The 26064-nt window shown below is 46.0% G+C and carries 24 protein-coding genes; 6 read left to right on the top strand and 18 right to left on the bottom strand.

Going from position 1 to position 26064, the window contains the following annotated elements; all coding sequences use genetic code 11:
• Positions 1–24: 24 nt before the first annotated feature.
• The 11 genes from NSA57_RS07350 to NSA57_RS07300 form a co-directional block, all read right to left on the bottom strand.
• Positions 25–1401: a cobyrinic acid a,c-diamide synthase CobB gene (locus NSA57_RS07350; protein ID WP_257464448.1), complete on the bottom strand. Its 1377-nt coding sequence runs from the start codon at positions 1399–1401 to the stop codon at positions 25–27.
• Between the two features lie 15 nt (positions 1402–1416).
• The gene (gene cobK, locus NSA57_RS07345) at positions 1417–3396 is read right to left on the bottom strand and encodes a precorrin-6A reductase (RefSeq protein ID WP_257464447.1); all 1980 of its coding nucleotides are present in this window, start codon (positions 3394–3396) and stop codon (positions 1417–1419) included.
• Positions 3389–4120 (bottom strand): precorrin-3B C(17)-methyltransferase, encoded by a 732-nt coding sequence (gene cobJ / locus NSA57_RS07340; RefSeq protein WP_022066992.1) that lies wholly within the window; start codon positions 4118–4120, stop codon positions 3389–3391. The genes cobK and cobJ overlap by 8 nt, the downstream gene beginning before the upstream one ends.
• Complete coding sequence (locus NSA57_RS07335) at positions 4113–5270, bottom strand: cobalt-precorrin 5A hydrolase (RefSeq protein WP_257464446.1); 1158 nt, start codon at positions 5268–5270, stop codon at positions 4113–4115. Before NSA57_RS07335 ends, cobJ begins: the two co-directional genes overlap by 8 nt.
• 13 nt (positions 5271–5283) lie before the next feature.
• Complete coding sequence (cobM, locus tag NSA57_RS07330) at positions 5284–6042, bottom strand: precorrin-4 C(11)-methyltransferase (protein ID WP_022066990.1); 759 nt, start codon at positions 6040–6042, stop codon at positions 5284–5286.
• The gene (gene cbiD, locus NSA57_RS07325) at positions 6039–7211 is read right to left on the bottom strand and encodes a cobalt-precorrin-5B (C(1))-methyltransferase CbiD (RefSeq protein WP_257464445.1); all 1173 of its coding nucleotides are present in this window, start codon (positions 7209–7211) and stop codon (positions 6039–6041) included. Before cbiD ends, cobM begins: the two co-directional genes overlap by 4 nt.
• Before the next feature lie 188 nt (positions 7212–7399).
• The gene (locus NSA57_RS07320) at positions 7400–7555 is read right to left on the bottom strand and encodes a hypothetical protein (RefSeq protein WP_257464444.1); all 156 of its coding nucleotides are present in this window, start codon (positions 7553–7555) and stop codon (positions 7400–7402) included.
• Between the two features lie 51 nt (positions 7556–7606).
• Entirely contained in the window at positions 7607–8368 is a 762-nt protein-coding gene (locus NSA57_RS07315) for a sulfite exporter TauE/SafE family protein (RefSeq protein WP_147599621.1), read from the bottom strand.
• Positions 8368–9681, bottom strand: coding sequence for an amidohydrolase family protein (locus tag NSA57_RS07310; protein WP_257464443.1), 1314 nt, complete (start codon positions 9679–9681; stop codon positions 8368–8370). The genes NSA57_RS07315 and NSA57_RS07310 overlap by 1 nt, the downstream gene beginning before the upstream one ends.
• A 15-nt stretch (positions 9682–9696) precedes the next feature.
• Positions 9697–10143 (bottom strand): hypothetical protein, encoded by a 447-nt coding sequence (locus tag NSA57_RS07305; RefSeq protein ID WP_022066985.1) that lies wholly within the window; start codon positions 10141–10143, stop codon positions 9697–9699.
• A gap of 6 nt (positions 10144–10149) precedes the next feature.
• Complete coding sequence (locus tag NSA57_RS07300) at positions 10150–11004, bottom strand: DUF3100 domain-containing protein (protein WP_408611628.1); 855 nt, start codon at positions 11002–11004, stop codon at positions 10150–10152.
• Between the two features lie 329 nt (positions 11005–11333).
• On the opposite strand from NSA57_RS07300, the gene NSA57_RS07295 reads away from it, so the two are divergent.
• A complete protein-coding gene (locus NSA57_RS07295; RefSeq protein ID WP_257464441.1) occupies positions 11334–12050 on the top strand; it encodes a Crp/Fnr family transcriptional regulator in 717 nt (238 codons plus the stop codon).
• 26 nt (positions 12051–12076) lie between these two features.
• On the opposite strand, the gene NSA57_RS07290 is transcribed toward NSA57_RS07295, so the two are convergent.
• From NSA57_RS07290 to NSA57_RS07280, 3 genes are all read right to left on the bottom strand, one after another.
• Positions 12077–13519, bottom strand: coding sequence for a L,D-transpeptidase family protein (locus NSA57_RS07290; RefSeq protein ID WP_257464440.1), 1443 nt, complete (start codon positions 13517–13519; stop codon positions 12077–12079).
• A 212-nt stretch (positions 13520–13731) separates the two neighbouring features.
• Complete coding sequence (locus NSA57_RS07285) at positions 13732–14538, bottom strand: MBL fold metallo-hydrolase (RefSeq protein WP_257464439.1); 807 nt, start codon at positions 14536–14538, stop codon at positions 13732–13734.
• Positions 14539–14662: 124 nt separating this feature from the next.
• Positions 14663–16066: an alanine/glycine:cation symporter family protein gene (locus NSA57_RS07280; protein WP_257464438.1), complete on the bottom strand. Its 1404-nt coding sequence runs from the start codon at positions 16064–16066 to the stop codon at positions 14663–14665.
• A 120-nt stretch (positions 16067–16186) separates the two neighbouring features.
• Here NSA57_RS07280 and NSA57_RS07275 point away from each other — a divergent pair, with 120 nt between their 5' ends.
• Positions 16187–17074, top strand: a complete 888-nt coding sequence (locus NSA57_RS07275) for a LysR family transcriptional regulator (RefSeq protein WP_257464437.1) — start codon at positions 16187–16189, stop codon at positions 17072–17074.
• Positions 17075–17077: 3 nt separating this feature from the next.
• Here NSA57_RS07275 and gnpA read toward each other — a convergent pair whose 3' ends face one another.
• The gene (gene gnpA / locus NSA57_RS07270) at positions 17078–19240 is read right to left on the bottom strand and encodes a 1,3-beta-galactosyl-N-acetylhexosamine phosphorylase (protein WP_257464436.1); all 2163 of its coding nucleotides are present in this window, start codon (positions 19238–19240) and stop codon (positions 17078–17080) included.
• A gap of 182 nt (positions 19241–19422) precedes the next feature.
• On the opposite strand from gnpA, the gene NSA57_RS07265 reads away from it, so the two are divergent.
• Both NSA57_RS07265 and NSA57_RS07260 read left to right on the top strand, forming a co-directional pair.
• Complete coding sequence (locus NSA57_RS07265) at positions 19423–20313, top strand: helix-turn-helix transcriptional regulator (protein ID WP_022066976.1); 891 nt, start codon at positions 19423–19425, stop codon at positions 20311–20313.
• Positions 20310–21194 carry an RluA family pseudouridine synthase gene (locus tag NSA57_RS07260; RefSeq protein ID WP_257464435.1) on the top strand — a complete coding sequence of 295 codons (885 nt, stop codon included), beginning with the start codon at positions 20310–20312 and terminating at the stop codon, positions 21192–21194. Before NSA57_RS07265 ends, NSA57_RS07260 begins: the two co-directional genes overlap by 4 nt.
• On the opposite strand, the gene NSA57_RS07255 is transcribed toward NSA57_RS07260, so the two are convergent.
• The 3 genes from NSA57_RS07255 to coaBC all read right to left on the bottom strand — a co-directional run bounded on the left by NSA57_RS07255 (position 21189) and on the right by coaBC (position 23912).
• Entirely contained in the window at positions 21189–21956 is a 768-nt protein-coding gene (locus NSA57_RS07255) for a type III pantothenate kinase (RefSeq protein ID WP_022066974.1), read from the bottom strand. The genes NSA57_RS07260 and NSA57_RS07255 overlap by 6 nt on opposite strands.
• Before the next feature lie 17 nt (positions 21957–21973).
• Positions 21974–22612, bottom strand: coding sequence for an ECF transporter S component (locus tag NSA57_RS07250; protein WP_147599613.1), 639 nt, complete (start codon positions 22610–22612; stop codon positions 21974–21976).
• Positions 22613–22706: 94 nt separating this feature from the next.
• Positions 22707–23912, bottom strand: coding sequence for a bifunctional phosphopantothenoylcysteine decarboxylase/phosphopantothenate--cysteine ligase CoaBC (gene coaBC, locus NSA57_RS07245; RefSeq protein ID WP_257464434.1), 1206 nt, complete (start codon positions 23910–23912; stop codon positions 22707–22709).
• 480 nt (positions 23913–24392) lie between these two features.
• Between coaBC and NSA57_RS07240 the strand changes: the two genes are divergently transcribed.
• Together NSA57_RS07240 and NSA57_RS07235 are read left to right on the top strand one after the other, a co-directional pair.
• The gene (locus NSA57_RS07240; RefSeq protein WP_257464433.1) at positions 24393–25445 is read left to right on the top strand and encodes a M42 family metallopeptidase; all 1053 of its coding nucleotides are present in this window, start codon (positions 24393–24395) and stop codon (positions 25443–25445) included.
• Between the two features lie 55 nt (positions 25446–25500).
• Positions 25501–26064 carry a tRNA 5-(aminomethyl)-2-thiouridylate-methyltransferase MnmM gene (locus tag NSA57_RS07235; RefSeq protein WP_257464432.1) on the top strand — a complete coding sequence of 188 codons (564 nt, stop codon included), beginning with the start codon at positions 25501–25503 and terminating at the stop codon, positions 26062–26064.

The following is a 26064-nucleotide window of genomic DNA, read 5'->3' as shown; positions in this document are numbered from 1 at the left end:
TCCTCTTCCTGACACGGCGCCTGTTTATTGGCTGTGTCTCTGTTTTTTATATTCCAGACATTTTTTCAGAAACGCCTCCGGCACCTTCTGGTTTCCGTAATAATAAAGATGAGGAAAACCGGCCATCAGGGTGTCTGTTCCATGAATACAGTCCCATCCTCTGGTGCCTTCCGGCTTTTCTGCGCGGAAATCCTTTCCGCAGGTTTCTGAATCAAAATAGTGAAATTCATGAGCAGGGATCCTGCCAAGGTCTTTTTCTCCCAGAACCGTCTTTTGCTGGCTCAGCATAATATACCCGAACCGGGAAAGCCCTGGTGTGCGGAATACTTTTCCCGGGATCACACCTGCCATTTTGCAGAATCGTCCTTCCATATCCTCCATTTCCTCATGAAGGTACATAAAGCCTCCGCACTCTGCCATACAGGGCATTCCTCCGTTTACGGCATCCCTGATCTCAGCTTTTATACACTGATTCTGTTCCAGCATTTTTCCGTTCAGCTCAGGATACCCACCGTACAGAAGAAGCCCGTCCAGATTTTCAGGAAACCTCTTATCATGTATGGGCGAAAACGGCACAAGCTCCGCTCCCATTCCTTTTAACAGGTTAAAATTGTCCTCATAAAAGAAACAAAAAGCCTCATCCTCTGCCACCCCGATCCTTACAGGCTGCTCAAGAGTATATTCTGCTGTAAGAGAAACCTCTTCCATCGCCGGCGCGCTTTCTGCAAGCTTCAGGATCCCGTCTATGTCCAGAGATTTTTCCAGCACTTCCGCAAGCTTCAGAAGTCTGCTCTTCAGCTGCGGAATCTCATTCGGAAGCACCAGCCCCAGATGCCGGCTTTCGATCACACAGTCCTCTGCCTTCGGCACATAGCCCAGAACAGAAATCCCAAGCTCCTGTTCCACCAGAGCTTTCATTCTGGGATAAAGCATAGGCGACATCTGATTAAAGATCACTGCCTTTATGCAGCTGTCCTTCCGGTATTCCAGAAAACCTTTGATATAAGCTGCCAGAGAAACACTCATGCCTTTGCTGTTTACGATCAGGATCACAGGAGTACTGGTTGATCTTGCCAGGTCATAGGCGCTTGCCTTTGTGGTGGTTCCGCCTACGCCGTCATAATATCCCATAACTCCTTCCATCACAGAAATGTCACAGCCGGAAGCGTTTTTCTGAAAAATCCCTCTGGTGATTTTTTCTGATGTAAAAAAGGTATCCAGATTTCTTGATTTTGTTCCGATCACCCGGCTGTGAAACATGGGATCAATGTAATCCGGACCACATTTAAAGGAAGCTGTTTTCAGTCCCCGGTTTACAAAAGCCTGTAAAAGTCCGCAGGTGATCAGCGTTTTTCCGCTTCCGCTGGCTCCTGCTGCCAGAAGTATTCTCGGTATTTTCATGGATCGCGCCTCCTTTTATTTATGAGCATGAATGGTGATCACATAAATCGGATTTTCTCCCATCATCATGTGATAGCGTCCCACTGATTTTGACCGGGAAACTGCCAGCTGGACAACCTCTGTTTCCCAAGAAACAGAAGCATCCTTCCCTTCCAGTTCGCGGATGCATTCCATTGCTTCGCCTACAGTTTCCAACGTAATACAGTTGATCACCATGCGAACCTGCGGATTTTTTTTCAGAAGAAGCCTTACAATTTCCTTCAGGTTTCCCGAAGAACCGCCGATAAACGCATGAGTAGGAGCAGGAAGCTCTTCCAGCGCCTCCGGCGCGGTTCCTGCAACGATCTCCATATGATCAAGAGCAAACTTTTGTCTGTTTTCCTGAAGAAGCCCAAGAGCATCCTCTTTTTTCTCCACAGCATAAACCCTTCCCTCATAAGCTCTCAGCGCCATTTCCACGGAAACCGAGCCTGTTCCTGCCCCTACGTCATAGCAGACAGAATCTTTTTTCAGCTTCAGTTTTCCAAGAGAGACCATGCGGATCTCCGCTTTTGTCATGGGAGCCTTTCCTCTGATAAAAGTCTCATCCGCAAGCCCGTGGGTGGAAAGCAAAGGTTCCGCCTGGTCATTATATGCGCACACTACGCTCAGAGCATCTCCCTGATACTCTGTCAGCTCACAGGCTTTTTTTACAAAAATCTTTTCGTTTTTATAGGAAAGATTTTCCCCCACATAGAGAAGTACATCTCCCATTCCGTAGGAAGTCAGCTTACGGGCAAGCCTGGCTGTTCCGTCAGCGGTTCCCAAAATGGCAAACACCTTTTTGTGATTCCGGATCAGGGACACAAGATTGCAGGTCTTTCCGTGGGCGCTGACAATCTTTGCATCCTCCCAGGAAAGACTGATTTTTGCCATAAAATACACAACTGAGGAAATCCCGCAAATCACCTCTGTGTCTGTTCCCAGAAGGTCAAGAAGCTTTTTTGCTCCACTGTAAAATCCCACGTCGCCGGAAAGAGCAATAACAATCCTCTCATATTCCGGATGTTCTGCAATGTACTGTGCAATCTCACTGCTTCTGTACTCATAAAAAACATCCTGATGAGAAAGGCGCACGGCATCTGCCATTCTTCTTGCCCCGATAATAAGATCTGCTTTTTCCACAGCCTCTTTTCCCTGAATGGTAAGGGTTTCCCGGCTTCCCATGCCAATTCCCAGAAGGGTAACGTGGGGCTTGTATGTAAAACCAAATTTTTCTGCCAGCATACGTCTGCACGCTCCGGGAGAAATTCCTGTATCGCCGGAGGGTCTTCCTATGATCACAGGAACTGCTCCGCAGGAAATGGCTGCCTGGATTTTTTCCGGAAATCCTCCTGCTTTACCGGAATCCTTTGTGACAAGATAACGACAGTCATACTGTCTCAGCATTGCACGGTTCATTTCCTCAGAAAAGGGACCCTGCATGGCAATGAGATTTTTCCCCTCAAAGCCCAGCTCCCTGCAGGCTTCTATAACTGAAGGAAGGGACAGCACTCTTGCAAAAATCCGTTTCTGGTAGTCCGGAATTTCTGTAAATGCTTTCAGTTCCTTACTTCCTGTGGTAAGAAGAACTTTCCCCTCTGTTTCTTTCAGATACCGGACAGCAGCCTCTGTGCTTTCTACGTAAACTGCCTGCTGATGCTCACTGTCGTTTCTCAGCACCCGTATACAGGAAATCTCTGTATTGCTGCAGGCTGTACGGATATTCTCCGTCACCTCCGCCGCATAGGGATGAGTGGCATCCAGTACAAGCTGAGGCCTTTCCCTTTTTAAAAGCTCCTCCATCTCAGGCCGGGTAAGACGTCCGGCACGCACATGAAGAAACTCTCCCTCCTGAAGAGATTTTGCTCCGTATTCTGTGGCAACACAACCAAGAACCGGGATCTGGTTTTCCCCAAGGAAGCGGCAGAGTCCATAGCCCTCTGTCGTACCGGCAAACACAATGACTTTATACATTCCGATATCCTCTTGGAGTCACCATTTTTCCATTGATCACTTTTGTCTGGGAATTTCCCACAAACACGGTGGTAAACATATCTACCTTTGTATCACGAAGCTCTTTCAGGGTCATAAGATGGTATTCCTCGCCCTCTCTTCCAATCATGGAAACAGTACCGCACACGGTTTCCGGTGATTTGTACTGCATCATCAGATCGCAGGCCTTCTGAAGATAATCGTGACGTTTTCTGCTGGAAGGATTATAGAGACAGATTACAAAATCTGCCTGGGAGGCTCCCAGAAGACGAGCCTCGATTTTTTCCCATGGCGTCAGAAGATCGCTTAAGCTGATCAGACAGAAATCATGGATCAGCGGCGCGCCAAGGACTGCGGCTCCGCCAAGGGCAGCCGTTACTCCAGGAATAATTTCAAGCTCTACCTGAGGATATTTTACTCCAACCTCGTACATAAGGCCTGCCATTCCGTAAACCCCTGCGTCTCCGCTGCAGATCATGGAAACCACTTTGCCCTTCACAGCCTCCTCAAAGGCAAGAACACAGCGGTCCACTTCTTTTTTCATGGGAGTGGTAAGAAACTCTTTATCCGGAAAAGTATCCTTTACAAGATCCACATAAACGGTATATCCGATAATGGCATCGCTGGCCTTTAACGCTTCCATGGCAATTCCTGTCATCTGGTCGCAGCCTCCCGGCCCGATTCCAACTACATAAATTTTATTCAAAATGTACCTCCCATTCCCGGAGCGCCAAAGCAGTGGTAACACCGTCCCCTCCGGATTTTCTTTTTATCAGTTTCCCCTTTGCCGCGCCCAGCACAGCGCTTCTTTCACAGACATTGTCTGCGCCTGTTACAGATTTTACAAAGGCTGAGGGAGTAAAATCTCCCTGTACCTTCATAAGCTCTTCTCCCTCAAAGGTAAGAAAAGGGAGCTTTTTCTTTTCTGCCAGAGCCAGAAGTCCCGGCTCGTGTTTTTTTATGGAAATGCTTGCAAGCTGCTCCACTGCCTGGGGAAAAATATCTTCCTGTTCCAGACAGCTGTCCGCCGCTTTTTCAATTCCTTCCGGCTCCTTGTTTTTACGGCATCCCATGCCCAGGGTGACAGTCTTTGGGATCACCTGGACCGTGGACAAAAAGGGAGCGCAGGATTTGTGGATTGCAACTGCAATGCCAAGCTTTACTGCCTGTTCTCCGGCGCTTTCCTCTGCTGACGCTTCTTCTGCCGCCTTCCCCGTTTCTTGCTTTTTTGTAACCTCTCCAGGTGATTTGCCTGTTCTGTTTTTCTCATCCAGGCTCACAGGAACGCCTTTCCTGTCACAGAGGATTAATCCCTGAGGCAGTTTTCCCGTCCAGGGAAATTCGCTGTAAAAACCAACCTTTTCTCCTGCCAGAACCGCAGCAGATACCTCCTTTGCAGCTGTCATGTTCATAATATCACAGCCGTTCTTTTTTGCAAAAATATCCACTGCAAAACGTTCATGAAGGTCGGTTGCAGTTGTTACCACCGCCTGGGCGTTGAGAATCTCTGACGCTGTTAGAGCAAGCTCATTTGCTCCTCCAAGATGTCCGGATAAAAGAGAAATCACAAATTTTCCGCACTCATCGATCACAAGCACTGCCGGATCTGATTTTTTTGACGCCACATACGGCGCAATGCTTCTCACTGCAATGCCGCAGGCTCCCACAAATAAGATCCCGTCATCGGCAGAAAAACGGCTTTCCGTCCATTTTAATACAGATTCCTGAATGGAATCCTTTAAATATTTACTTTTTGACGCAAGCAAAACCCTGTGTCCCTGTTTCTCAAATTCTGTTTTCAGCCGGCTGGCTGTTTCCAGTCCGGTAAGACTGAAGCAGATTATGGAAAGCTTCATGTTTTTCTCCGTTTTATTTTGTGGCTTTTCTGAATTCTGTGGTAAATGAAGGATCGTATAATTTGGAGCGGTCATAATCCGCTGCGTTTACCGCGTCTCCAATGATCATCAGAGCTGTTTTTGTAATATTGTTATCTGCTGCTGTTTTTGCCAGAGTTCCCACGGTACAGATAAATTTCTTTTCGTCCGGCCAGGTTGCCTTATAGACAATGGCAGCCGGAGTATCTTCCCGATAACCGCCCTCGATCAGTCTTCTTGACAGCTCTTCCAGCATTCCGGTGCTTAAAAAGATCACCATGGACGCCTGATGAGCCGCAAAGGACTGAATGCTTTCTTTGGACGGAACCGGAGTTCTTCCTTCCATCCTTGTAATGATCACGCTCTGAGAAATCTCGGGAAGTGTGTATTCCAGATTCAATGCGCTTGCCGCGCCGCAGAAAGAGCTGACGCCCGGGCAGGAATCATAGGCAATTCCTTTTTCATCCAGAATATCCATCTGCTCCCGGATCGCTCCGTAAATGCAGGGATCGCCTGTGTGGAGACGAACCGTTGTCTTACCTTCTTTTTCCGCCTTTTCCATAACAGAAATCACTTCTTCCAGCGTCATCTTTGCGCTGTTGTAGATGGTGCACACATCCTTACTGTATTCCAGAAGCTGGGGATTTACCAGAGAACCTGCGTAAATGATCACGTCAGCCTCCTCCAGATACTGTTTTCCTCTCACTGTAATAAGGTCCGGCGCTCCCGGGCCTGCTCCAACAAAATGTATCATCTGTTTTCTCCTTTGGATATTTTTTTAATTAATTCTGCCGCATGTTCTGTCTGTCCCAGATATCCGTATTCACTGGAAAAAATCACAGCTCCCAGAAGGATCTGGTCATAGGAACGGTGGTCCAGATAAAACTGGATCCGGTCCGTGATCTCTTTCATGGTTTCCTTCAGAATCCCATGTCTGTCCAGAACAGCAAGCGCCTCGTCTGTGGTATTGCAGTTGAGAATCTCCTTTGCACAGCCAAGGTCAGCCCCCGCACGGATGGCCCCTGCTGAAAGAACCTCCATTCTCCCGTCCGCACTGTGAGAATGAGTATTCATGATCCCTGCTGCAACCTTTACAAACTTGCCGATATGGGAAATAAAAAGAATGCCCTTCACTCCTATATCCACAGCCATATCAATGGTTTCTCCCACATAATTGCTACATTTGATATTTTTTTCAAAAGGAAGCGTCATATGCTCCCTTAAAAAATCCGCGCCGTAGTTTCCCGGAGTTGCCAGAATATACTCTTCGCCCATTGCCGCATGCTGGCTCATTTCTATTCGGATGCTGTCGATCAGCGCCTTTTCACTCATAGGCTCCACAATTCCTGTGGTTCCCAGAATAGAAATACCTCCCACAATCCCAAGTCTGGGATTAAAGGTTTTTCCGGCAATTTTTTCTCCTTCAGGCACAGAAATGGTAATTTTCAGTCTGCCTTCATAATCAAATCTGTCTGCGGCCTCCTCCGCAGATCTGAGGATCATGGCTTTTGGAACCGGATTGATAGCAGCCTCGCCTACTGCCTGTTTCAGTCCCGGCTTTGTCACCCTTCCTACACCGGCGCCTCCGTCAATGACAATCCGGGGCTCAATGGCTTCGCCGTCCAGCTTTTCCACCGTAGCATACACCAGAATCCCGTTTGTAGTATCCGGATCGTCTCCGGCATCCTTTTGAACAGCACAGGTCACTGCGTTTTCTTCTTTCTGAATGTCAAGAAGTTCCAGATTCAGAAGAATTCCCTTTGGCGTCATGAGACTGATCTCACGGATCATTTTTCCTCCAAGAAGGATTTCTGCAGCGCCTTTTGCAGCTGCTGCCGCACAGGAACCCGTAGTATAACCAAAGCGAAGTTTTTTATTATTTTTTGTGATATAATAATCTTCCAGACCGGTTTTATGAACCATAAATTTCCTCCTTATCAACGCTTTTCATTATATAATTTTGCGTGTAAAAAGTCAATTTTTCTGACAGCTTTCCGGGAATATATTACTGCTGATAATGACAGTACATAAAGGGAATCGCAGCCCACAAGCAAAAAGGATATACCCTCTTCGCCCGGGAATATATCCTCCATAACCGTTGTTGTTTTCTTTTATTGTAATTTTATTTCTTCTATCTTGCAGCGGTGCTTTTTTGTTTCTTTATCATAGCCGATTCCCACCAGAAGAACCCTTCGGACTGCTGCTCTTTGATGCTCAGGCGCATTGCCGATAAAGCGGAGCGTATAGTTTTTCCCTGATCTGCTCAATGGCTTCCTCCGGCGTGTTTATTTTCACAGCCCTCTGCGCCTTTCCGTCATTTAAAAAATCCCTGTCAGCTTACACACTGCAATTCCCACAGAAAAAACTGCAATTCCTGTTTTCAGAAGCTTCTGATTGATCCTGGATGCATTTTTGCTCCCAAAATATACACCGACTCCATGAGTAAGAAGAGCGATCAGCAGAACCGGAAGAAGCTTTTTGATATCACACTGGGCAAGATATCCTGTCACTGCCGGAATACCGATAAAGACAGAGTTAAAAAGCGCCACTCCCACTGCGGTCCGTACTGAAATTCCCATAACCACCAGAAGCGGCATCACAAGCACCGGGCCTCCTGCCCCCGACATAGAGCAGATGGCTCCGGTCACTGCCCCGAGAAGTAAGGTTACAGGCAGATTTCTTTCAATGGAAAAGCCTTTTTTCTTTTTATCCTCAGGCTTTCCATCCTTTCTTACAAGAATGGAGATTCCGGAAAGAAGCACCACCAGATAAAGAATCACTTTTACCTGTTCCTCGGGAATGATCAGATTCAGCTTTACTCCCAGTATGGCTCCGATCAGACTTCCGATACTGAGCTTCAGCCCGAATTTTACATCAAGGTTTCCTGCCTTTTTATAATTCCAGGAGCCCAATGCGCCGGATATAATAAAAGCTGCAAAGCTCAGCGCCAGCCCCTCTGTAACGCTCATTCCCAGACCTGCAGTATAAAACATGGGAAGCAGAAAGCCAGCCACGCCGCAGAGGCCTACCAACGCGCCTACCACAAGATTGGCAGCCGCTGTCATCAGCCAGATACCCATTACAGAACACCTGCCTTTTTCATATACTGATTTGCCTCAAACAGGATTTTTTCCTCATCCAGAGTTTTTATCTCTCTGTTTTCCATAAGAATTTTTCCTCCTACGATCATCTCACTGACATCCCCTGCCTCTCCGCACTCAAACATAGTGTGAATAAGATTTCCACTGGGGATCAGCCGCGCTGTCTCCAGACAGATGCCGATCATGTCAGCCTTACAGCCTTCCTCGATTCTTCCGCACTGTCCCATCTCATCTACAGCGGCTGCCCCGCCCTCGAACATCATTCGGAAAAGCAGCTCTGCAGGCATAACTTTTGGGTTATGTTTGGGAACACCATGGTAAATATTCATAAGAGAACGGAAGATCCTCATTTCATTCCACAGGCTTAAACCTCCGTGGGCTGCTCCGTCACTTCCAAATCCCGGTATGATTCCCCGGTTTACCAGATCAGGCGTATCCGGAACTGCTTTTCCGCAGTTACTGAACGGACAGTGACAGATTTTTACCTTTTTTTCTCTGATAAGCTCCTTTTCTTCTTCCGAAAGAATCAGACTGTGAGCGCCCAGAAATCTTTCTGAGAGCACACCCTTTTTTTCAAGGTATTCATAGGGACGGATTCCTTCTCTTTTTATGATCCCGTCTACCTCTCCCTGATATTCGTTCATATGAGCCTGAAGCATTGCGTTTCTTTCCCCGGCATGAGAAGCAGCCAGCTCCACCAGCTCATCCGAGCAGGAGTTTAAAGCCCGGAGCGCATAATAAACCTTCAGGTTTCCTTTTCCGTTCCAGGTATCATAAAGCCGGTCTGTCTCCTTTACCGCCTGCCGGGCATTCATGGAAATGCTTTCCGGAAGACCGGCTTCATCCATTGTGGAAACGGAAAGACAGCCTCTCAGTCCGCTTTTTTCATAAACCTCTGCCGCCGCGTACATATAATAGCTGCCTGCATCCACAAAGGAGGTGGTGCCGCACCGGATCATCTCCAGAGCTGCTGTTTTTGCGGAAAGTCTCATTTTTTCCGGTGTCAGGGTACTTTCAAAAGGAAGCATGACTCTTGTCCAGATAATCGGCTTTGCATCCAGAACCAGCCCTTTTAAAAGCTGCTGGCCTGTGTGCATGTGACTGTCTGTAAATCCGGGCATAAAAAGCTTTTCTTCTCCCCGGATCACCTTCTGCGCCTGAACCTCCTCTGTTCCTTTTTCTGATACAAAAAGGATCCTCTCCCCTTTTATGCCGATATCCATTCCTGTTTTTACTGTTTCATAATCAGTCATTACAACTGTATTTTTTATCAGAAGATCACATTTTATCATAAACATCTGCTCCTTTTAAATTGCGCCTGTAAGCTTCAGAATCAGGGAATCCCAGATACAGGAGCCAAGGAAGGTTCCTGTCATTACCAGAAGACCTACCAGAAGGATCTTCGGCCCCTGTTTCACAAAGGTTTTCAGCTGATCCCCGATAGCAAGTCCGGCATAGGCTCCCACCATGGTAAACGGCGCTGTAAAATTGATCTTTGCCGCAGCATCGATCACAAAAGTCCTTACCGGAGATAAAGGACAGGCAGCCAGAAGACCAATGATGGCACAGTAGGCAACAATGGGAAGCTTCAGAGGGATCACCTTTGTACAGACAACTGCAAGCATGGAAATAATTACCAGCACCGCCAGCCCGGGAAGGGACTCCATAAATCCCACGTCGTATCCGATAAAGTTTGCAAGTCCGGTACCGCAGGCACCGATCACCAGAAGAAACAGCCATTCTATGTATCTCATATCCTCTTACTCCTTTCCAGCCTTCTTTTTGCGTCCAAAGTGACCAAGCTTTGGTTCCAGTATCTGATACAGTTTGTCGCAAAGGGGAATCGCAATAAACATGTTAATGTAAATTCCTGTTATTCCTGCCATGGTTTCTCCCACGCTGGCAAGCGTTTTAATGGATTCTGCAAAATCAGGATACATGGCGCAGAGAGACGCGCTGGAGCTTGCCATCATGATTCCCGCACCCACACCTGATGCCAGTCCCATTGCCTCAGGATGAAAAAGTCCGGTCATTGCCACTGCAGATGCCAGGATTCCAAAATAAATGGTTCCCACCATTCCGCCGACAATATAAATAGAAAGACTTCCTCTTGCCTCAGCAGAATCTGCGCCGTAAATATTATTGATCAGCGCCATATGATACTCACGGTTAATGGAAAAGCAGGCTCCCACCGCCTCTCTTTTCATTCCCAGAAGAATAGCAACCGGCAGCGCAAGGAAGATCCCAAAAAGGTTTCCGAAGCCATGGAGCAGAACTGCAGGACCGGCGCTTAAAATTGTTTCGATATTGGCTCCTGCTGTAATTCCAAGCTTTACATTAAAAGGCGCAATTCCAACCACCACCAGCTTGGAAGCTGCTTTTACATGTTTGTTTTCTACGATCTTCAGTACCTGAGGACCGCTTACCACGCCCAGAATAATGGCATAAAAGATTGGGAATAAAATAAACATCCCTGTTCCCACTGGAATTTTGATCTGACCGATATTATCTGCGATCAGAACAAAAAGAAATGCCAGAAGGTAGATTTTCCATTCTGTTCTGATTCTTTGTCCCAGTGACTCATAAGCAAAATTTTCTTTTTGTTTTTTCACGATTTCTCTTACCTCCCGTTCCGTTTTTTGTTATTTTTATCTTATCGAAAAGGGCTGACAGAAAAAAGGACATTTGAGGTGTTTTTGTGATTTATGAACAGTTTTTTAGAAAATGGGAAGAGGAAAACGGTAGAAACGCTCACATCTTTGTGCTATAATTTTTCTAACACACAGAGAGCGACGAACTCTTATTTACAGAGAAGATAATAAAATGATTTTTCATTATGCGTGAAAATCTTTATGCGCCATGCACTTTTACTGGTATTTATAGAAATATATTTTTTTACACTTCTATTACTTCTTTATGGAATATACGCAAAAGGAGAATGTTTATGACAGTGGAAGATCTGGAAAAAGAAATCCCCGGTCTTATAGAATACACAGAAACCATGCCTGAGGAAATACGAAAAAAGGCCTTTGTCAAGGTTTGTCCTCCGGGAAAGCTGATCCACCAGAAGGACTGTGAGCTTCAGTTTTTCGGCATTGTTGCAAAAGGTGAAAACCGGGTCATTAATGAATTTGAAAATGGAAAAATCTATATGATCGAAACAAACCGGGCCATTGATTTTATCGGGGAGGTAACCATTCTGGCGGAAATGCCCCGCACTTCTGTTACCATAGAGGCTGTTACAGAGTGTACGGTAATCTATATTTCCCGAAAGGATGCAGAGACATGGATCCGGAACGACCAGCATATTCTCCGGCTGATGGCAAGAAGAACTGCTTTTAAGCTATACCGCTCCTCCTACAACAACGGCCTCAAGCTTTATTACCCTCCAACCTTTCTGCTGGCAGATTATCTGGTAAGAGCATATGAAGGTTCTCTTTCTGAACAGACAGATGCTGTCTTTCCGGAAAACGGCGCTTTTATTCTGCAGAAAATACGGGAACGCCTCAGTGAAGAGCTTGGCATGAATATCAAAACACTGGACCGCACCATCCGGTCCATGCAGAAAAACGGATATTTTAATCTGACAAAAGGGAAAATATCCTTCGGATATGAAGAATACATAAAAATGAAAGAATTTATTACTACAGCAAAGGGGTGATCAAAACCCCTTTGCTCTTTTTTTAATCAATACAAAATAATCGGATATCCGCTTTCAATTGTATTGTAGATCAGTGCTGCCTGATCTGTGGGAAGGTTTACACACCCGTGGCTGCCTGCGCCGGTTTTATATCTGTTGCCGCCAAAAGAAGACTGCCAGGAAGCGTCATGAAGCCCCTGCCCGTAAACAAAAGGCATCCAGTAATTTACCTTTACATCATATCCGTAAACGTCACTGGTCAGATTAAAAGGACTTGCCTTATAGGGGATGGGCCACGCTCCGCGGTAGGTTTCCCTGTCCGGTGTGGGAGCGCCGCTGACAATATCGGTTTCTGTTACCAGTGCTCCGTCCTTATAAAGCCACAGATGCTGATTGTCCAGGCTGACTTCTATGTAGCTGCCTGCAAGATCGTCTTTTCCGTTTCTCTGAAGTCCCCGGATACTGTAAACAGGCTCTCTGGAAATGGCTGTTCCTGTTTTCAGATCTTCCAGAAGCTGTTTCAGCTCTGCCTCCTGATCAATGCGGAAGCCATACTCATTTCCGGATACGGTAATGTCGTTTCCGTAGGAGGTGCGGAAGGTACGGGGCACATAAATCGTATCATAATCTGCAGCCAGCTGCTGTACCCAGGCTTTTGCCGCAGCCTCATCAATGCTGATCTTTTCTCCTTCGATTTTGATCCAAGAACTGATCGCAGCAGAATCCAGAACCTCCGTTGCCGGGCCAAAGGTATAAGTAACTGTGGTGCTTCTGTATTTTTTCAGCTGACCGTTCAGCGAATCCAGCTTTTTCTGCAGTTCCTCTGACACTACGGTTTCCGGCTGAACATAAACAGAGGGGCCCATTTCTATTTTAATCTCACTGCCCAGAAGATCTTCCGGAAAAGTGGTATCAAGAATCTGATCTACATGGCTTATCAGCTGGCCTTCGTCAATCTGATCTCCCTGCACGTCCTTTACCATAACAAATTGCTGTTTCAGCTCTTCGTAGGAAATTGATGCGCTGACAGAAGCTGTTCTCTCTTTATTGTTAAAGTGAGAAGCAGAAAGCGCTGCTTTTTCCTTTTCCTGATCCTTCTGTATCTGATACCCGATACGGAAATTCACCGGCTGCGCTATGATCTGTCTTTCTGCATCTCTTTCCTGTTTAATAGCTGTCAACTGGGCATTCAGAACATTTTCATCCAGAGAATATCCCAGTTCCTTCATGGACGTGCGGTAAACCTCTTTTCCGTCCTCATAAAAGGTCAGTTCCCTGCTGTTAAAAGCATCCATGATTTTTTTCTGAGCCTCATCTACAGTAAGTCCGGATACTTCCTGCTGATAGATCCGGATTTCCCGGCCCAGAGTATTTTTGTCAACCACATATATGTAAATAAAAAATCCTGCTGTAATGGCAACTGCCGCAGTCAGGCATATGGCAAGAATGATCTTCAGTGTTTTCCTGCTCAGTCTGATTTTTTTGTTCATAATCCCTGTTCCTCTGCATCTTCTGTATTTAAAGCCTATGATTTCTTCCCGGCATTCTATTCCCTTCAGGACAGAATCTCCAGTTTTTATTATAGTATAACAGATACTACCTGTCTGTAATCTCTGATTTTACCCTGTCTGTCCCGGTTTTTTGGTACATATGCCAAAACGTCTTACGGGATAGCAAGCTGTAAACAATAAGTGTACAGAGCTTACATTACCTGTACGCCGCTTCTAAGTCTCACCAGCTTTTCACCCATAACCGGCTTCATCAGGGCAAAGGCCTCGTCTCCGGTACAATGTCCTGTATAAAAAACCGTCTCATACTCTGCCAGCTCTTTTGCCGTTTCCAGGATCAGGCTTTTTTCTTCCTCTGTATATGGTGTTTTTTTCATCATGTGAAAGCCGCTGATCACCCTCGCAGGCATTCCGCCATAAATTTCCCGGTATCTGTCCAGTATATTTAAAATGCCGTTATGAGCGCAGCCGGAAACCAGAACCTGTTCCTTTCCCTCTTTTATGACCAGGCACTGTTCATGATCAAAGGTATCCTGCTGCTCTTTTCCATTGATTTTCCGGGTAAGAACCAGATTGCTTTGGGGAAAACACCGTCTCCCTGTAATGTTGGAAAAAAGCGAAACTTCCCCGTCCAGAACCCTGTCTCCCCGGATCATTTCCACCTGAGGCAAATCGGGGATCCGTCTGTCAATGCCAATATATCTTTCTCCGTGATAAAAATCCCCTGTGGCTTTTTGCTGCATATAGATTCTTGCATGACGATTCTTTTCTGTAAATGTAAGAATCCCGCCTGAATGATCATAATGACCGTGACTTAAAACCACCATATCAACAGAGCTGAGATCCACTCCCAGCTTTTCTGCATTCTCTGCAAAGGCTCCCGTAGCCCCTGTATCTGCCAGGATTTTATGTTTCTCAGTTTCTATATAAAGAGAAAGCCCATGTTCAAAAGCGCAGCCTTCTTCTTCCTGTGTATTTTCCATAAGAGTTATGATCCTCACAAGTTTTCCTCCCCTGATTTTTTTATCATTATACACTATTTTTTTTAAAGAAAACAGACAGACCACTGTAAAAATGATCTGCCTGTGTTTTATGTACTGCTGTTTTTCTGTTAAAGCCCCTGATTCAGGCTTTTTTCTTTTTTTCATAGTCTTTCAGAGCATCAATGGCTTTTTTGGACATTGGGAACAGAATAAAGATATTAAACAATGTCATAAGACCGACTCCCACATCTCCAAGGTCCCATACCACGGTATAGGCAGCCAGTCCTCCCACAAACAGCATTACCAGGGCAACGATCTTGTAGGCGGTCTGAGAAAACCAGTTGTCGCCAAAAAGATACGCAACGTTTGATCTTGCATAGAACAGGATTCCCACAAAAGTGGAAAAACTGAACAGCCATAAAGTAATGGCAATAAATACTACTCCGAACGTACCAAGATGGTAGCGCATTGCCTCCTGGAGAAGATCCATTCCGGTAAGCCCCTGCGTGAGAGTTTCCGGTGTAAGAAGCATGATCATAGCCGTACAGCTGCAGATCAGAATGGTGTCAATAAACACTCCGAGAGCCTGTCCCAGACCTACCTTTGCCGGATGATCCGTCTCTGCTGTTGCAGCCGCGCAGGGGGCGGAACCGGAGCCTGCCTCATTGGAAAACAATCCTCTCTTGATACCATTCATAAGAACAGCGCCAAATCCGCCTGCCACAACCTGACGGAAACCAAAAGCCTCCTGGAAGATCCTTCCGATCACAGACGGGATCATGCGGAAATTGATCACGATCAGAAGAACAGTGATCAGAAGATAACAGCCTGCCATGATGGGAACCATAACATCCAGAACCTTTACGGTGGCATTTTTGCGAAGAACGATCACCGCTGCCAGAACCACCAGGGCAATAGTGCTGTATAAAGGCGGAATATGAAAGGCATTCTCAAATGCAGAAGATACAGAATTACTGATCACCTGACTGATTCCGCACCAGCAGATCAGTCCGGAAATGGCAAACAGTACAGAAAGGCCACAGTATCTTCTGACCTTGCCGCCTCTTTTTTCCTGAAGATATTTATGTATGTAATAGGCCGGGCCTCCCCGGTATCCTCCGTACAGAGGATCCTTTTCTTTATAAAGCTGCGCCAGTGTTCCTTCGATAAATGCGGTCGAAGATCCGATGAGGGCTGTTACCCACATCCAGAACACAGCTCCGGCTCCGCCTGCAGAAATGGCTGCCACCACTCCCACCAGGTTTCCCATTCCCACTCGTGTGGCAGTAGAAACGATCAGGGACTGCATGACTGACAGAGAACCCTTTTCTTTTGTTTTTTTGCCTGTAACCGCTTTTACCATATCCGGAAACAGACGAACAGGAAGAAACCTTGTGCGTACCGTAAAATAAAGCCCGGCCGGTATCAGAATGATCACAAGAAGAGAAAGCGGAAGCTCTCCTCCTCCGGGCAGGGGCAGTACGATCAGATCTCCCCATAAAAAATTATAAACACTCTCAATTATTTTAACAATCCAGTCTCCCATAACCCCTCCATTTTTGTTGAATAGTCATATGATTCAGTATATAATAAATTGCATAATTTGAGAAATTGATAGTTTTAATAAAAAGTATTGAAATTTTTGATAATAACACAGGAGGTTTTTATGGAAATCAGAAATCTTGAAAGTTTTATTCAGGTGGCAGAGCTTGGCAGCTTTACAAAGGCTGCAGAAAGTCTGGGCTACACCCAGTCCTCAGTATCCACTCAGATCCGTCAGCTGGAAAAGGAGCTTGGCATCCCTCTGTTTGAACGGATCAACCACAGAGTCCGGCTTACAGAAAAAGGAAAAGAGATTCTGAATCTTACCCATGAGCTTTTCCGCACGGCAGAGGCCATAAAAAAAACAGCGGACAATCCGCTGACTCTTTCCGGCCACATCCGAATTGCCACTGCTCCTTCTTTATGTCACTGGCTGTTCCAGAATAATTTTGAACAGTTCCACCGGCATTTCCCTGATATCTCCCTGGAGGTCATCAGCACCAGCACAGAAGAAATGTTCCGGCTTTTAAGCCAAAATGAAATTGATCTTGTGTACACTCTGGATCACCATATCTATGACAGAAACTATGTGATCGCCTATGAGGCTCCTGTTTCCTGCCATTTTTTCTGTTCTTCAGCTCATCCTCTGGCATCCCGGGAATCTGTTCCTGTAAAACAGCTGATCCATGAATCCTTTATCCTTACAGAAAGGAATACCAGCTATCAGAAGCTTCTGGATCAGCACCTGACCAGTCTTTCTCTGGAGATCACTCCTTTTCTGGAGCTCAGCGATACCAGCCTGATCACACAGATGCTGCAAAAAGGGTTGGAAGTCTCTTTTCTGCCGGATTATGTGGCGGAAACAGCTATTCAGGAAAAAAAACTCGCCCGTATTCCCGTGCCGGATCTGAATATCGAAATCTGGAAACAGATCCTTTACCACAAAAACAAGTGGATTTCGCCGGAAATACAGGCGGTTATTGATTACATGGGAAGGGAGGTCTTTCAGTAAGACTTATCCGATCTCATACCATTTGATTTCATTTGCTTCCATGTGAAGATCAAAGCTGCTGCCGTCTCCGCGGAAAACAGTAGTATCCTGAGGCTCATAAGTGTTATTAACCACACAGTATTTGCCATTTTTCACATAGGCGTGAACCTCTACGTTGTAGTTGGTGGAATACCAGCAGTTCAGCTCTTCCTCTGCAGATGCGGACCAGAGCACTGCGCGGTAAAGCACACGGCTGTTCTCAAAGCTGTACGGCAGACCGCTGATGTAAACGCCGCGTCCCTTTCCAAAGGTATTTACTGCCATCTGTACTTCTTTGTCCTTCTGGATCAGGATCTCTGTATCCGGAAGTGCAAAGATGTTCTTTTTGCCCTCTCCAAAATCCACTTCTCCGGTACAGTCCTTCAGGATAAAATGATCTCTGTGCTCGTCCCAATTGTACTTGTCTGTATTTAAGTTAAAGCCTCTCTCTTCTTCCACACCGAGAATGTCGTCAAGCTGGAAGAATTTACCCTGCCACTGATGAGCACCCGGCTCTCCTACGCCGATAAAGCCGCCGCCGTTATAAACAAACTCGCGGACTGCAGTGCTTACTGTCTCATCGATCCAGTATTCTCCGCCGCTCTGGGCAGTATCTGCGTCACCGACATTGATCACAACGTCAAAATTCTTAAGAAGCGCCGGATCTGCCTTGATGTCCTCGAAACTGATAAAGGAAACGTCAAAAGGAGCGCCGCTTAAAGCCTCAATGATTCCGAAGTAGGAATAGTTCTGTTTGTAGTAAAGGCCATGATGGACCATATGATTACCCCATGCACGCATTTTACCCCAGCAGTTTAAGACAGCCACTTTCTTTACGCAGTACGGAGTGACACCCTGGATATTGTCGTAAAGAGTACGGAACTCCTGACACACTTCTTTAATATAATCCACAAAATCCGGGAACTGAATGGCAAGCTTCAGATATCCGCCATAACCGATTCTCTGGATCGGGCTTCTCAGAATGGCTCTTCTTGCAGTTACCCAGTTTACTTTTGCTTCTTTTACCGGATCTCCGCCTTCATGGAAAGTATCCGGGAAGAAATACGGAAGGAAACGTCCCTCTGTATATTTTACATGCTTGATATCGCTGAAAAGACGAAGTGTTGCGCCGTTTCCAACGCTTCCAACTACTGCGTCAAGTCCAATCTGGGCAAATTCATCCATAAACGGCTCCATGCCGATCCAGTGATCGCCCATGAACATCATGGCTTCCTTGCCATACTCATGAACAATATCTACCATCTCTTTTGCAAGAAGGGCAACCTCTCTGCGCTGGAATGCCTGGAACTCACGGAATTCCTTAGAAGGGATGCGATATGTATTATTCATATATCCCTGGTCGATAATGTATTCCGGACGGAACGGATAGCCTGCTTCCTTTTCAAACTGTTCCAGGATATAAGGACTTACTGATGCAGAATACCCGTACCAGTCCACATATTTTTCTCTTGCCATCTCATCAAAGATCAGAGTAAACTGATGGAAAAATGTAGTAAAACGCACTACGTCCACATACTCATGGGTTTCCAGGAAACGGCGGAGACGTTTCAGAGAATACTCTCTTGTGGCAGGCTGACGCACATCAAAGGTCATCTGCGGCTCCACATCCTTCCAGTCATTGACAACTGCATTGTACATATGGACCGGATCCCACATAATATATGCAAGAAAGCTTACGGTATACTGATGAAAAGGAACTGCCTGAATCCTGACATTTCCGGTCTCTTCATGATAAGACCATTTTTCGCATGGAACCGGCTGTCCTGTGGTGCGGTCCATAACCTCCCACCATTTGCGGATATCATCTCTTGTATTTACAGCAAGCATATCCGGGTAAAGATGATCCATCAGGTGAATTTCCAGAGATTCTTCCACTGCTGTGTGGATGGATGTCATAATATACATCTGCTGGATCTCTTCCGGATGCGCTTTTGCCCAGTCGTTATCCTTACGTGTTGTGTAATAAGTTGCATAGATCTTGGATCCGGTATCCTTCAGTTCCTGAGGAAACTCTGTTCCGTCACAGTCACGGATGGCATCTGCGCCCCACTCTTTCATAATATCAAGTGTCTCTCTGATCACGTCCAGATCTGTAGGAATCGTGACTCTTCCTCTTTTTTCTGCCATGTTCATACCTCCATATAATTTGTGCAAAAAACTCCCTGTACATACGCTTAGTTTTTTCATTATGATTATAGAATAATAATTCCTGCACATGAATTCAATTCTCTTTTTGCTTTGTTTTTTAGAAATCTTGCTGTAAGAATTTTTTTATGATATGATAACAGAAACTGCGGAAAGGAGTTTTTATGAGCAACCAGTCTCTTCATTTTTCATCAGAAACAGAAACTTCCATGAATGCTGTACTTATTTCAGCCTCAGCCTCACGCTATGAGGGAGACTGGTCCAGCATCCCCCATTCCCACACTTTTACAGAACTTTTTTATGTACGGGAGGGCAAAGGAAGCTTTCTGATTGAAAATCAGATTTTCCCTATTGAAAAAGACGATCTTATTATTGTCAATCCCCATCTGAGCCATACGGAAATTTCCAACGGAATCTCTCCTTTAAGTTATTTTACTGTTGGAGTGGACGGAATTTCCTTTTCTTTTAATGACCACCGGGATTTCCAGATCTTTAACTGCAGAAAAAAACAGGCGGATCTTCTTTTTTATTTTAACGCGATTTTCCAGGAGCTGGACAAAAAGGCAGAAGGATATGAAAGCATCTGCATGCATCTTCTGGAAATCCTTACCCTGCAGCTGAAACGGCTTACAGATTCTGCCTTTGAAGTCATTTCTTCTCAGCACCCCAGCCGAGCCTGCGCTGCTGTAAAACGGTATCTGGATTCCAGTTACAGCGAATCCATTACTCTGGATGATCTTGCTGTTTTCAGCCATCTGAACAAATATTATCTGAGCCATGAATTTACAAAATACTATGGAATTTCTCCTATCAGTTACCTGAACCGGAAACGAATCGAGGTGTGCAAAGAACTTCTGGAAAATTCCGATTATGGAATCTCAGATATTGCTCACCAGGCCGGCTTTTCCTCTCAGAGCTATCTGTCCCAGAGCTTCCGCAAATACTGCGGTATGTCTGCCGGAACCTACCGGAAGCTTATAAAACAGAATAAAAAGCAGATTACTTCTGACTCCGGTGCCCAATATACAGAAAAGGAAGCAGGAACCTCTCTATGAATCGATCAGTGACCTACCATATAACAGAAGCAGATGCCAGCATGCAGATTCTGGATTTTCTGCGTTCAAAAGGTTTTTCCAGACATATCCTTTCTTCCATGAAGGCAGAAAAAAACGCCATTTCTCTCAATGGCGAAAAAGCAGGAGGACGTACCTTATTAAAAAATCATGATATTCTGAACATCCTGGTTCCGGAAACAGGATCCACAGAGCATATAATTCCGGTTCCCATGGAGCTTTCTGTTTTATATGAAGATGAAGATATTCTTGCTGTGGACAAGCCTGCGGGAATGCCGGTGCATCCTTCCATGGGAAATTACGAAAATACACTGGCAAACGGCGCTGCTTTTTATTTTGAAAGCAGAAATCTGTTCTGCCCCTTCCGCTGCATCAACCGTCTTGACAGAGATACCTCCGGCGCTCTGATCCTGGCAAAAAATCCTTTAAGCGCCGCCATCCTCTCCACTCAGATGAAACGCCGTGAGATCCGCCGCACCTATCTGGCAGTGGTAAAGGGAATTCCCCCGGAAAAAGGAAAAATCTCCGCACCCATTGCAAGGCTTGGAGATTCTGTAATTCAACGATGTGTAGATTTCGACAACGGCGAATCTGCAGTTACCTTTTATGAAAGGCTGGATACCAGAAACGGTCACTCTCTTCTGGAGCTTCATCTGGAAACCGGGCGTACCCATCAGATCCGCGTGCACATGGGATATCTGGGCTACCCGCTTCCGGCAGACTATCTGTACTGTCCGGACTACAGCCGGTTCAGCCGCCAGCCTCTTCACTCCGTACAGATAGAATTTTCCCATCCCATAACCGGCAAACGGCTATGTTTCACAGCGCCTGTGCCTCCGGATATGGTTCAGGGATTTTTATGATCTGTTTTTTTCGTAGATCACAAGAAGTCCCTTCAGAAGAAGATCCGCATCCCAGATCATTTCTCTTTTGCAGTGAGGAATGATCTTTTTTGACATTCCCCCGGTAGCGATCACGGTTACATCCTGTCCCAGATACTCTTCGATCCTGTCCACAATGCCGTCCACTGCCGCCGCGTTTCCATAAAGGATTCCGCTTTTCATACAGTCCACTGTGTTTCTTCCGATCAGTCGTTTAGGCTCTTCTATACTGATGCCGCTTAACTGGGATGCCCTTGCCGTAAGAGCGTCCAGCGAAACCCTTACTCCCGGAAGGATCATGCCTCCCATAAACCGTTTCTTTTCGTCTACCACGGAAACAGTTGTGGCTGTTCCCATATCCACGATCACCAGCGGCACCGGATAAAAGGTCATAGCTGCCACTGCGTCAGCCACCCGGTCAGCTCCCATTTCACTGGGATTATCAAGCATAATGTTAAGGCCTGTCTTCAGCCCGGGACCAACCACCATCACATCCTTTTTCAGGATCTTTTCTGCAGCAAGTCTGGCTACATTTGTGATCTGGGGAACAACAGAGGAAATAATACATCCCTCAATTTCCTGCCCCTTAATGTGATAAATATCAAGAACTGTTTTCAGATCAATGGCATATTCCAGTTCTGTTTTTGTACGAACAGTAGAAAGACGTTCCACAAAATATATCTTTTCTCTGTCTATACATCCCACTACAATATTTGTATTTCCAATATCAATCGCTAAGATCATTCTTGTTCATTCCTTTATCAGATACTCTGTTTCACCGCAATCTGAGATGCCGGGATCAGCCTTGCTCTGGAAAGCGCTGTTCCCACTGCTCCGGTGATCATTGTAGATGCCGCCATTTCGCAGACTGCATTAATACCCACAAAAGCACAGCAGAACAAAAGTACGTTCTGCCCTCCGATCAGCTCTCTGATATATTCTGTATTTCCGAACAGTCCCACAAGCGCTGTCATAAAAAATACAGTGTTTAAAAACGCTGAGAAGAAGCCGGTTACTGCGCAGGACACATAAATATTTGCTTTTTTCCGTACTGCTCTGAAAATATATCCGATACAGATTCCGGTAAGAAGCCTTGGCAGAAACCTCTGAAGAAAAGCAAGCACAGGGCTGATGCCGAACAATACCGCGCCCATAGCGCTGGTTCCTCCGATTCCGATACACTGTCCGAAGCTGGTCAGTCCGAAAATGGCTCCGGCCACTGCCCCGCCTGCGGGACCAAGTACCACGGCGCTGACAGCCACCGGGATCACATTAAAGGAGATCGCCAGAGGCCCGATATTCAGATAGCCCAGAGGGGTGTATGCCATAAGCAGAAGAACCCCTGACATCAGTCCCAGTACAGTAAGCTGTGATGTTGTGAATTTCTTTTTTGTTTTCATTTTTTCCTCCTTGTTATCGTTCCCTCCTACAGGGATACAATACGGTGCGGAACTGCGGGCGGTAAGTGTATTTGCCCGCTTCCTGATAAACGGGTTACACTTCCCTTTCTTTGCAGACAGAAAGGATTTTATCCAGAATGGCGTTGGCTGCATCCTCCTTGCTCATCAGCTGAAGTGATACGTCCTCATTCTGTGTAATCAGGGTCAGGATATTGGTATCCCCCTGGAATCCGGCGCCGGCCTCTTTTAAATTGTTGGCTGCCACCATGTCCAGATGTTTTTTCTCAAGCTTGGCCCTGGAATTACCGATCATATTCTGTGTTTCCATGGAAAAACCGCATAAAAACTGTCCCGGATGTCTGTGCTCTCCCAGATATTTCAGGATATCGTCTGTCCTTTCCAGCTCAATGCTCATTTCTCCATCCTGTTTTTTTACCTTTTCGTCAGCTACGTGAAGCGGACGGTAATCTGCCACTGCCGCAGCCTTGATAATAATATCCTGTTCCTCACTTACTGATGTGACTGCCTCAAACATGTCCCTTGCAGTGACAACAGGAATCATTTTTACAAAGGGCGGAGCCGCAATGGCGCAGGGACCGCTTACCAGCGTAACCTCAGCTCCCCGCAGCATGGCAGCTCTGGCCAGGGCATATCCCATTTTGCCTGAGGAGTGATTGGTAATATAGCGGACCGGATCAATGGCCTCCTGAGTGGGACCTGCAGTGACAAGAACTTTTTTGCCCTTTAAGTCCTTCTCACAGGCAATTTCTTTCAGGATATACTGTAAAAGGATTTCCGGCTCCGGCATTTTGCCTGCTCCCGTATCTCCGCATGCAAGATATCCCACAGCCGGATCGATCACTTCATAATCGTAACGGCGGAGAATCTTCAGATTATCCTGGAGAATGGGATTCTCGTACATATTGGTGTTCATGGCAGGAGAAATATACTTTTTACATTTACATGCCATGACCGTGGTGGTCAGCATATCGTCTGCGATTCCGTGTGCAAGCTTTCCGATCACATTGGCGCTTGCAGGGGCGATCATCACCACATCTGCCTGTTTTGCAATGGACACATGCTCTACCTGAAACTGAAAGTTCCGGTCAAAGGTATCCACCAGACATTTGTTTCCGGTGAGAGATTCAAATGTAATGGGATTGATAAAATTCGTAGCATTCTCTGTCATTAGTACATGAACCTGCGCGTGCAGCTTTTTCAGCGCACTGGCAAGATATGCGATCTTATATGCGGCAATACTTCCGGTTACACCCAGAAGTACTGTTTTTCCCTTTAACATTCCGGTTTCCTCCCTTTCATGGCCTGAACAGACCAAAGCTTTTTACCTGTCCATTTATTTTACCAATCCCTTCTTTTAATTGCAATGGATTTTTCCTGTGTTTATATTTTTATACACCCTTGATGGTGGCATTTTGTACTGTATATAACGGATTCCGGCATATATATCAGTCTCCCTTTTGGCAGCTCGGGCTTATCTCTGCTCTGTCACTCTGTATAAAAAAAGTGCCAACCATTACCTGGCAGTAACTCTTTTATGGAAAATAACTCTTCTGTAATTGACCTTGGGTGTGTTTTTTCTTATAATAAATGCAAAACGATAAATGAGGAAATACCGGATTTTAGCACGGAAAAATAAACGGACACCAAAAATTGCCGGAACCGATCTGTCTATGATACGTGGATAAACAGAAATTACTTTGTGCGTTTTTTGAATTTGCTCATTTACAGTACAGAAATTTTTTACAAAGGAGACTTCACAATGAAAGACTATACCGAATATATCATTCAGCAGGCGCAGAAACTTCTTTCCATTGACAGTCCTTCCGGATACACAGAACATGTATCCCAGTGGCTTCTGGAAACCTACAGAGAAATGGGATATGATCCGCAGCTTACCACAAAGGGCGGCGTTCTGGTGCAGATCTCCCGGGGCACAGAGGAAAATACAGAGGATCCTGCAAAGGGACCTGTTATGCTGATGGCACATACCGACACACTGGGAGCCATGGTTTCTTCTATTACCGGCGAGGGTCGGCTGAAACTCAGTCCTTTAGGAGGAATGAATGCAAATAATGCGGAAGCAGAAAACTGCCGTATCGTTACAAGAGAGGGAAAAACCTATACCGGAACTTTCCAGTTATGCAACGCCTCCATTCACGTAAACGGAGAATACAATGATACAAAAAGAACCTACAAGGACATGGAGGTTCTTCTGGACGAGCTGGTAACTTCTGCCGAGGAGGTAAAAGCTCTTGGAATTATGACCGGAGACATTGTCTGCTTTGATCCCAGAACAGTTGTCACTCCTTCCGGCTTTATTAAAAGCCGTTTTCTGGATGACAAGCTGAGTACTGCCATTCTTCTGGGCTATGCCAAATATTTAAAAGATGAAAATATTACTCCTGACCGCAGGATCTACCAGCACATTACCGTATTCGAGGAAGTGGGACACGGCGGCTGCGCTTCCATACCGGAACAGGTAACAGAGCTTCTGTCCGTGGATATGGGCTGTGTAGGGGAAGGTCTGGAATGTACGGAATGTCAGGTTTCCATCTGCGCCAAGGACAGCCGGGGACCTTATCATTATGATGTTGTTTCCGGACTTATCCGGGCTGCCAGACAGGCGGATGTGGATTTTGCCGTAGATGTATACCCGTATTACGGTTCTGATGCAGATGCAGCTTTAAGCGCGGGAGTGGATGCGCGCCACGGTCTTATCGGTCCGGGCGTATACGCTTCTCACGGATATGAAAGAAGCCACAAAAAAGGTGTGGAAAATACCTTCAATCTTCTGAAAAGCTATCTTGGATAATTTGGGGAACCTGTATCTTTCCCTGACAACCAGTTATTAAAAGGAGACACATTTTATGGATTCCTGTCAGATCACGCAATGGTGCGCCCGGTTTATCCGGGAACAGGTAAAACCCGGAGATCTGTGTATTGACGCCACCATGGGAAACGGAAACGACACCCTGCTTTTAAGTACACTCTGTAAAGAAAACGGACAGGTACTGGCCTTTGACATTCAGGAAATGGCTCTTACTAATACCAGAAATCGCCTGCAGTGTGCAGGCGCTCCCGAAAATTATCAGCTGATCCTTGATTCCCATATCAATATGGGCAGCTATGCTTCTCCAGGATCTGTCAGCTGTATTGTATTTAATCTGGGCTATCTTCCAGGAGGAGATCATTCCCTGTCCACAAAGGCCGAAACCAGCATCCAGGCTCTGGAGCAGGGACTCTCTCTGCTTCAGAAAAGCGGGCTGATCTCCCTTTGCATTTACAGCGGAGGGGACTCCGGATTTCAGGAACGGGACCAGGTTCTTGCCTGGCTTTCTGCTCTGGATCCCAGGAAGTATCTGGTGATCCGCAGCGATTATTTTAACCGTCCCAATAATCCGCCCATCCCTGTTCTTATCATAAAGCTGTAA

The organism is Blautia caecimuris (assembly GCF_024622975.1).
GTDB classification, from domain to species: domain Bacteria; phylum Bacillota; class Clostridia; order Lachnospirales; family Lachnospiraceae; genus Blautia_A; species Blautia_A caecimuris.
Note: the sequence above shows the minus strand (reverse complement) of the source record. Positions and strands in the feature narration are given on the sequence as shown.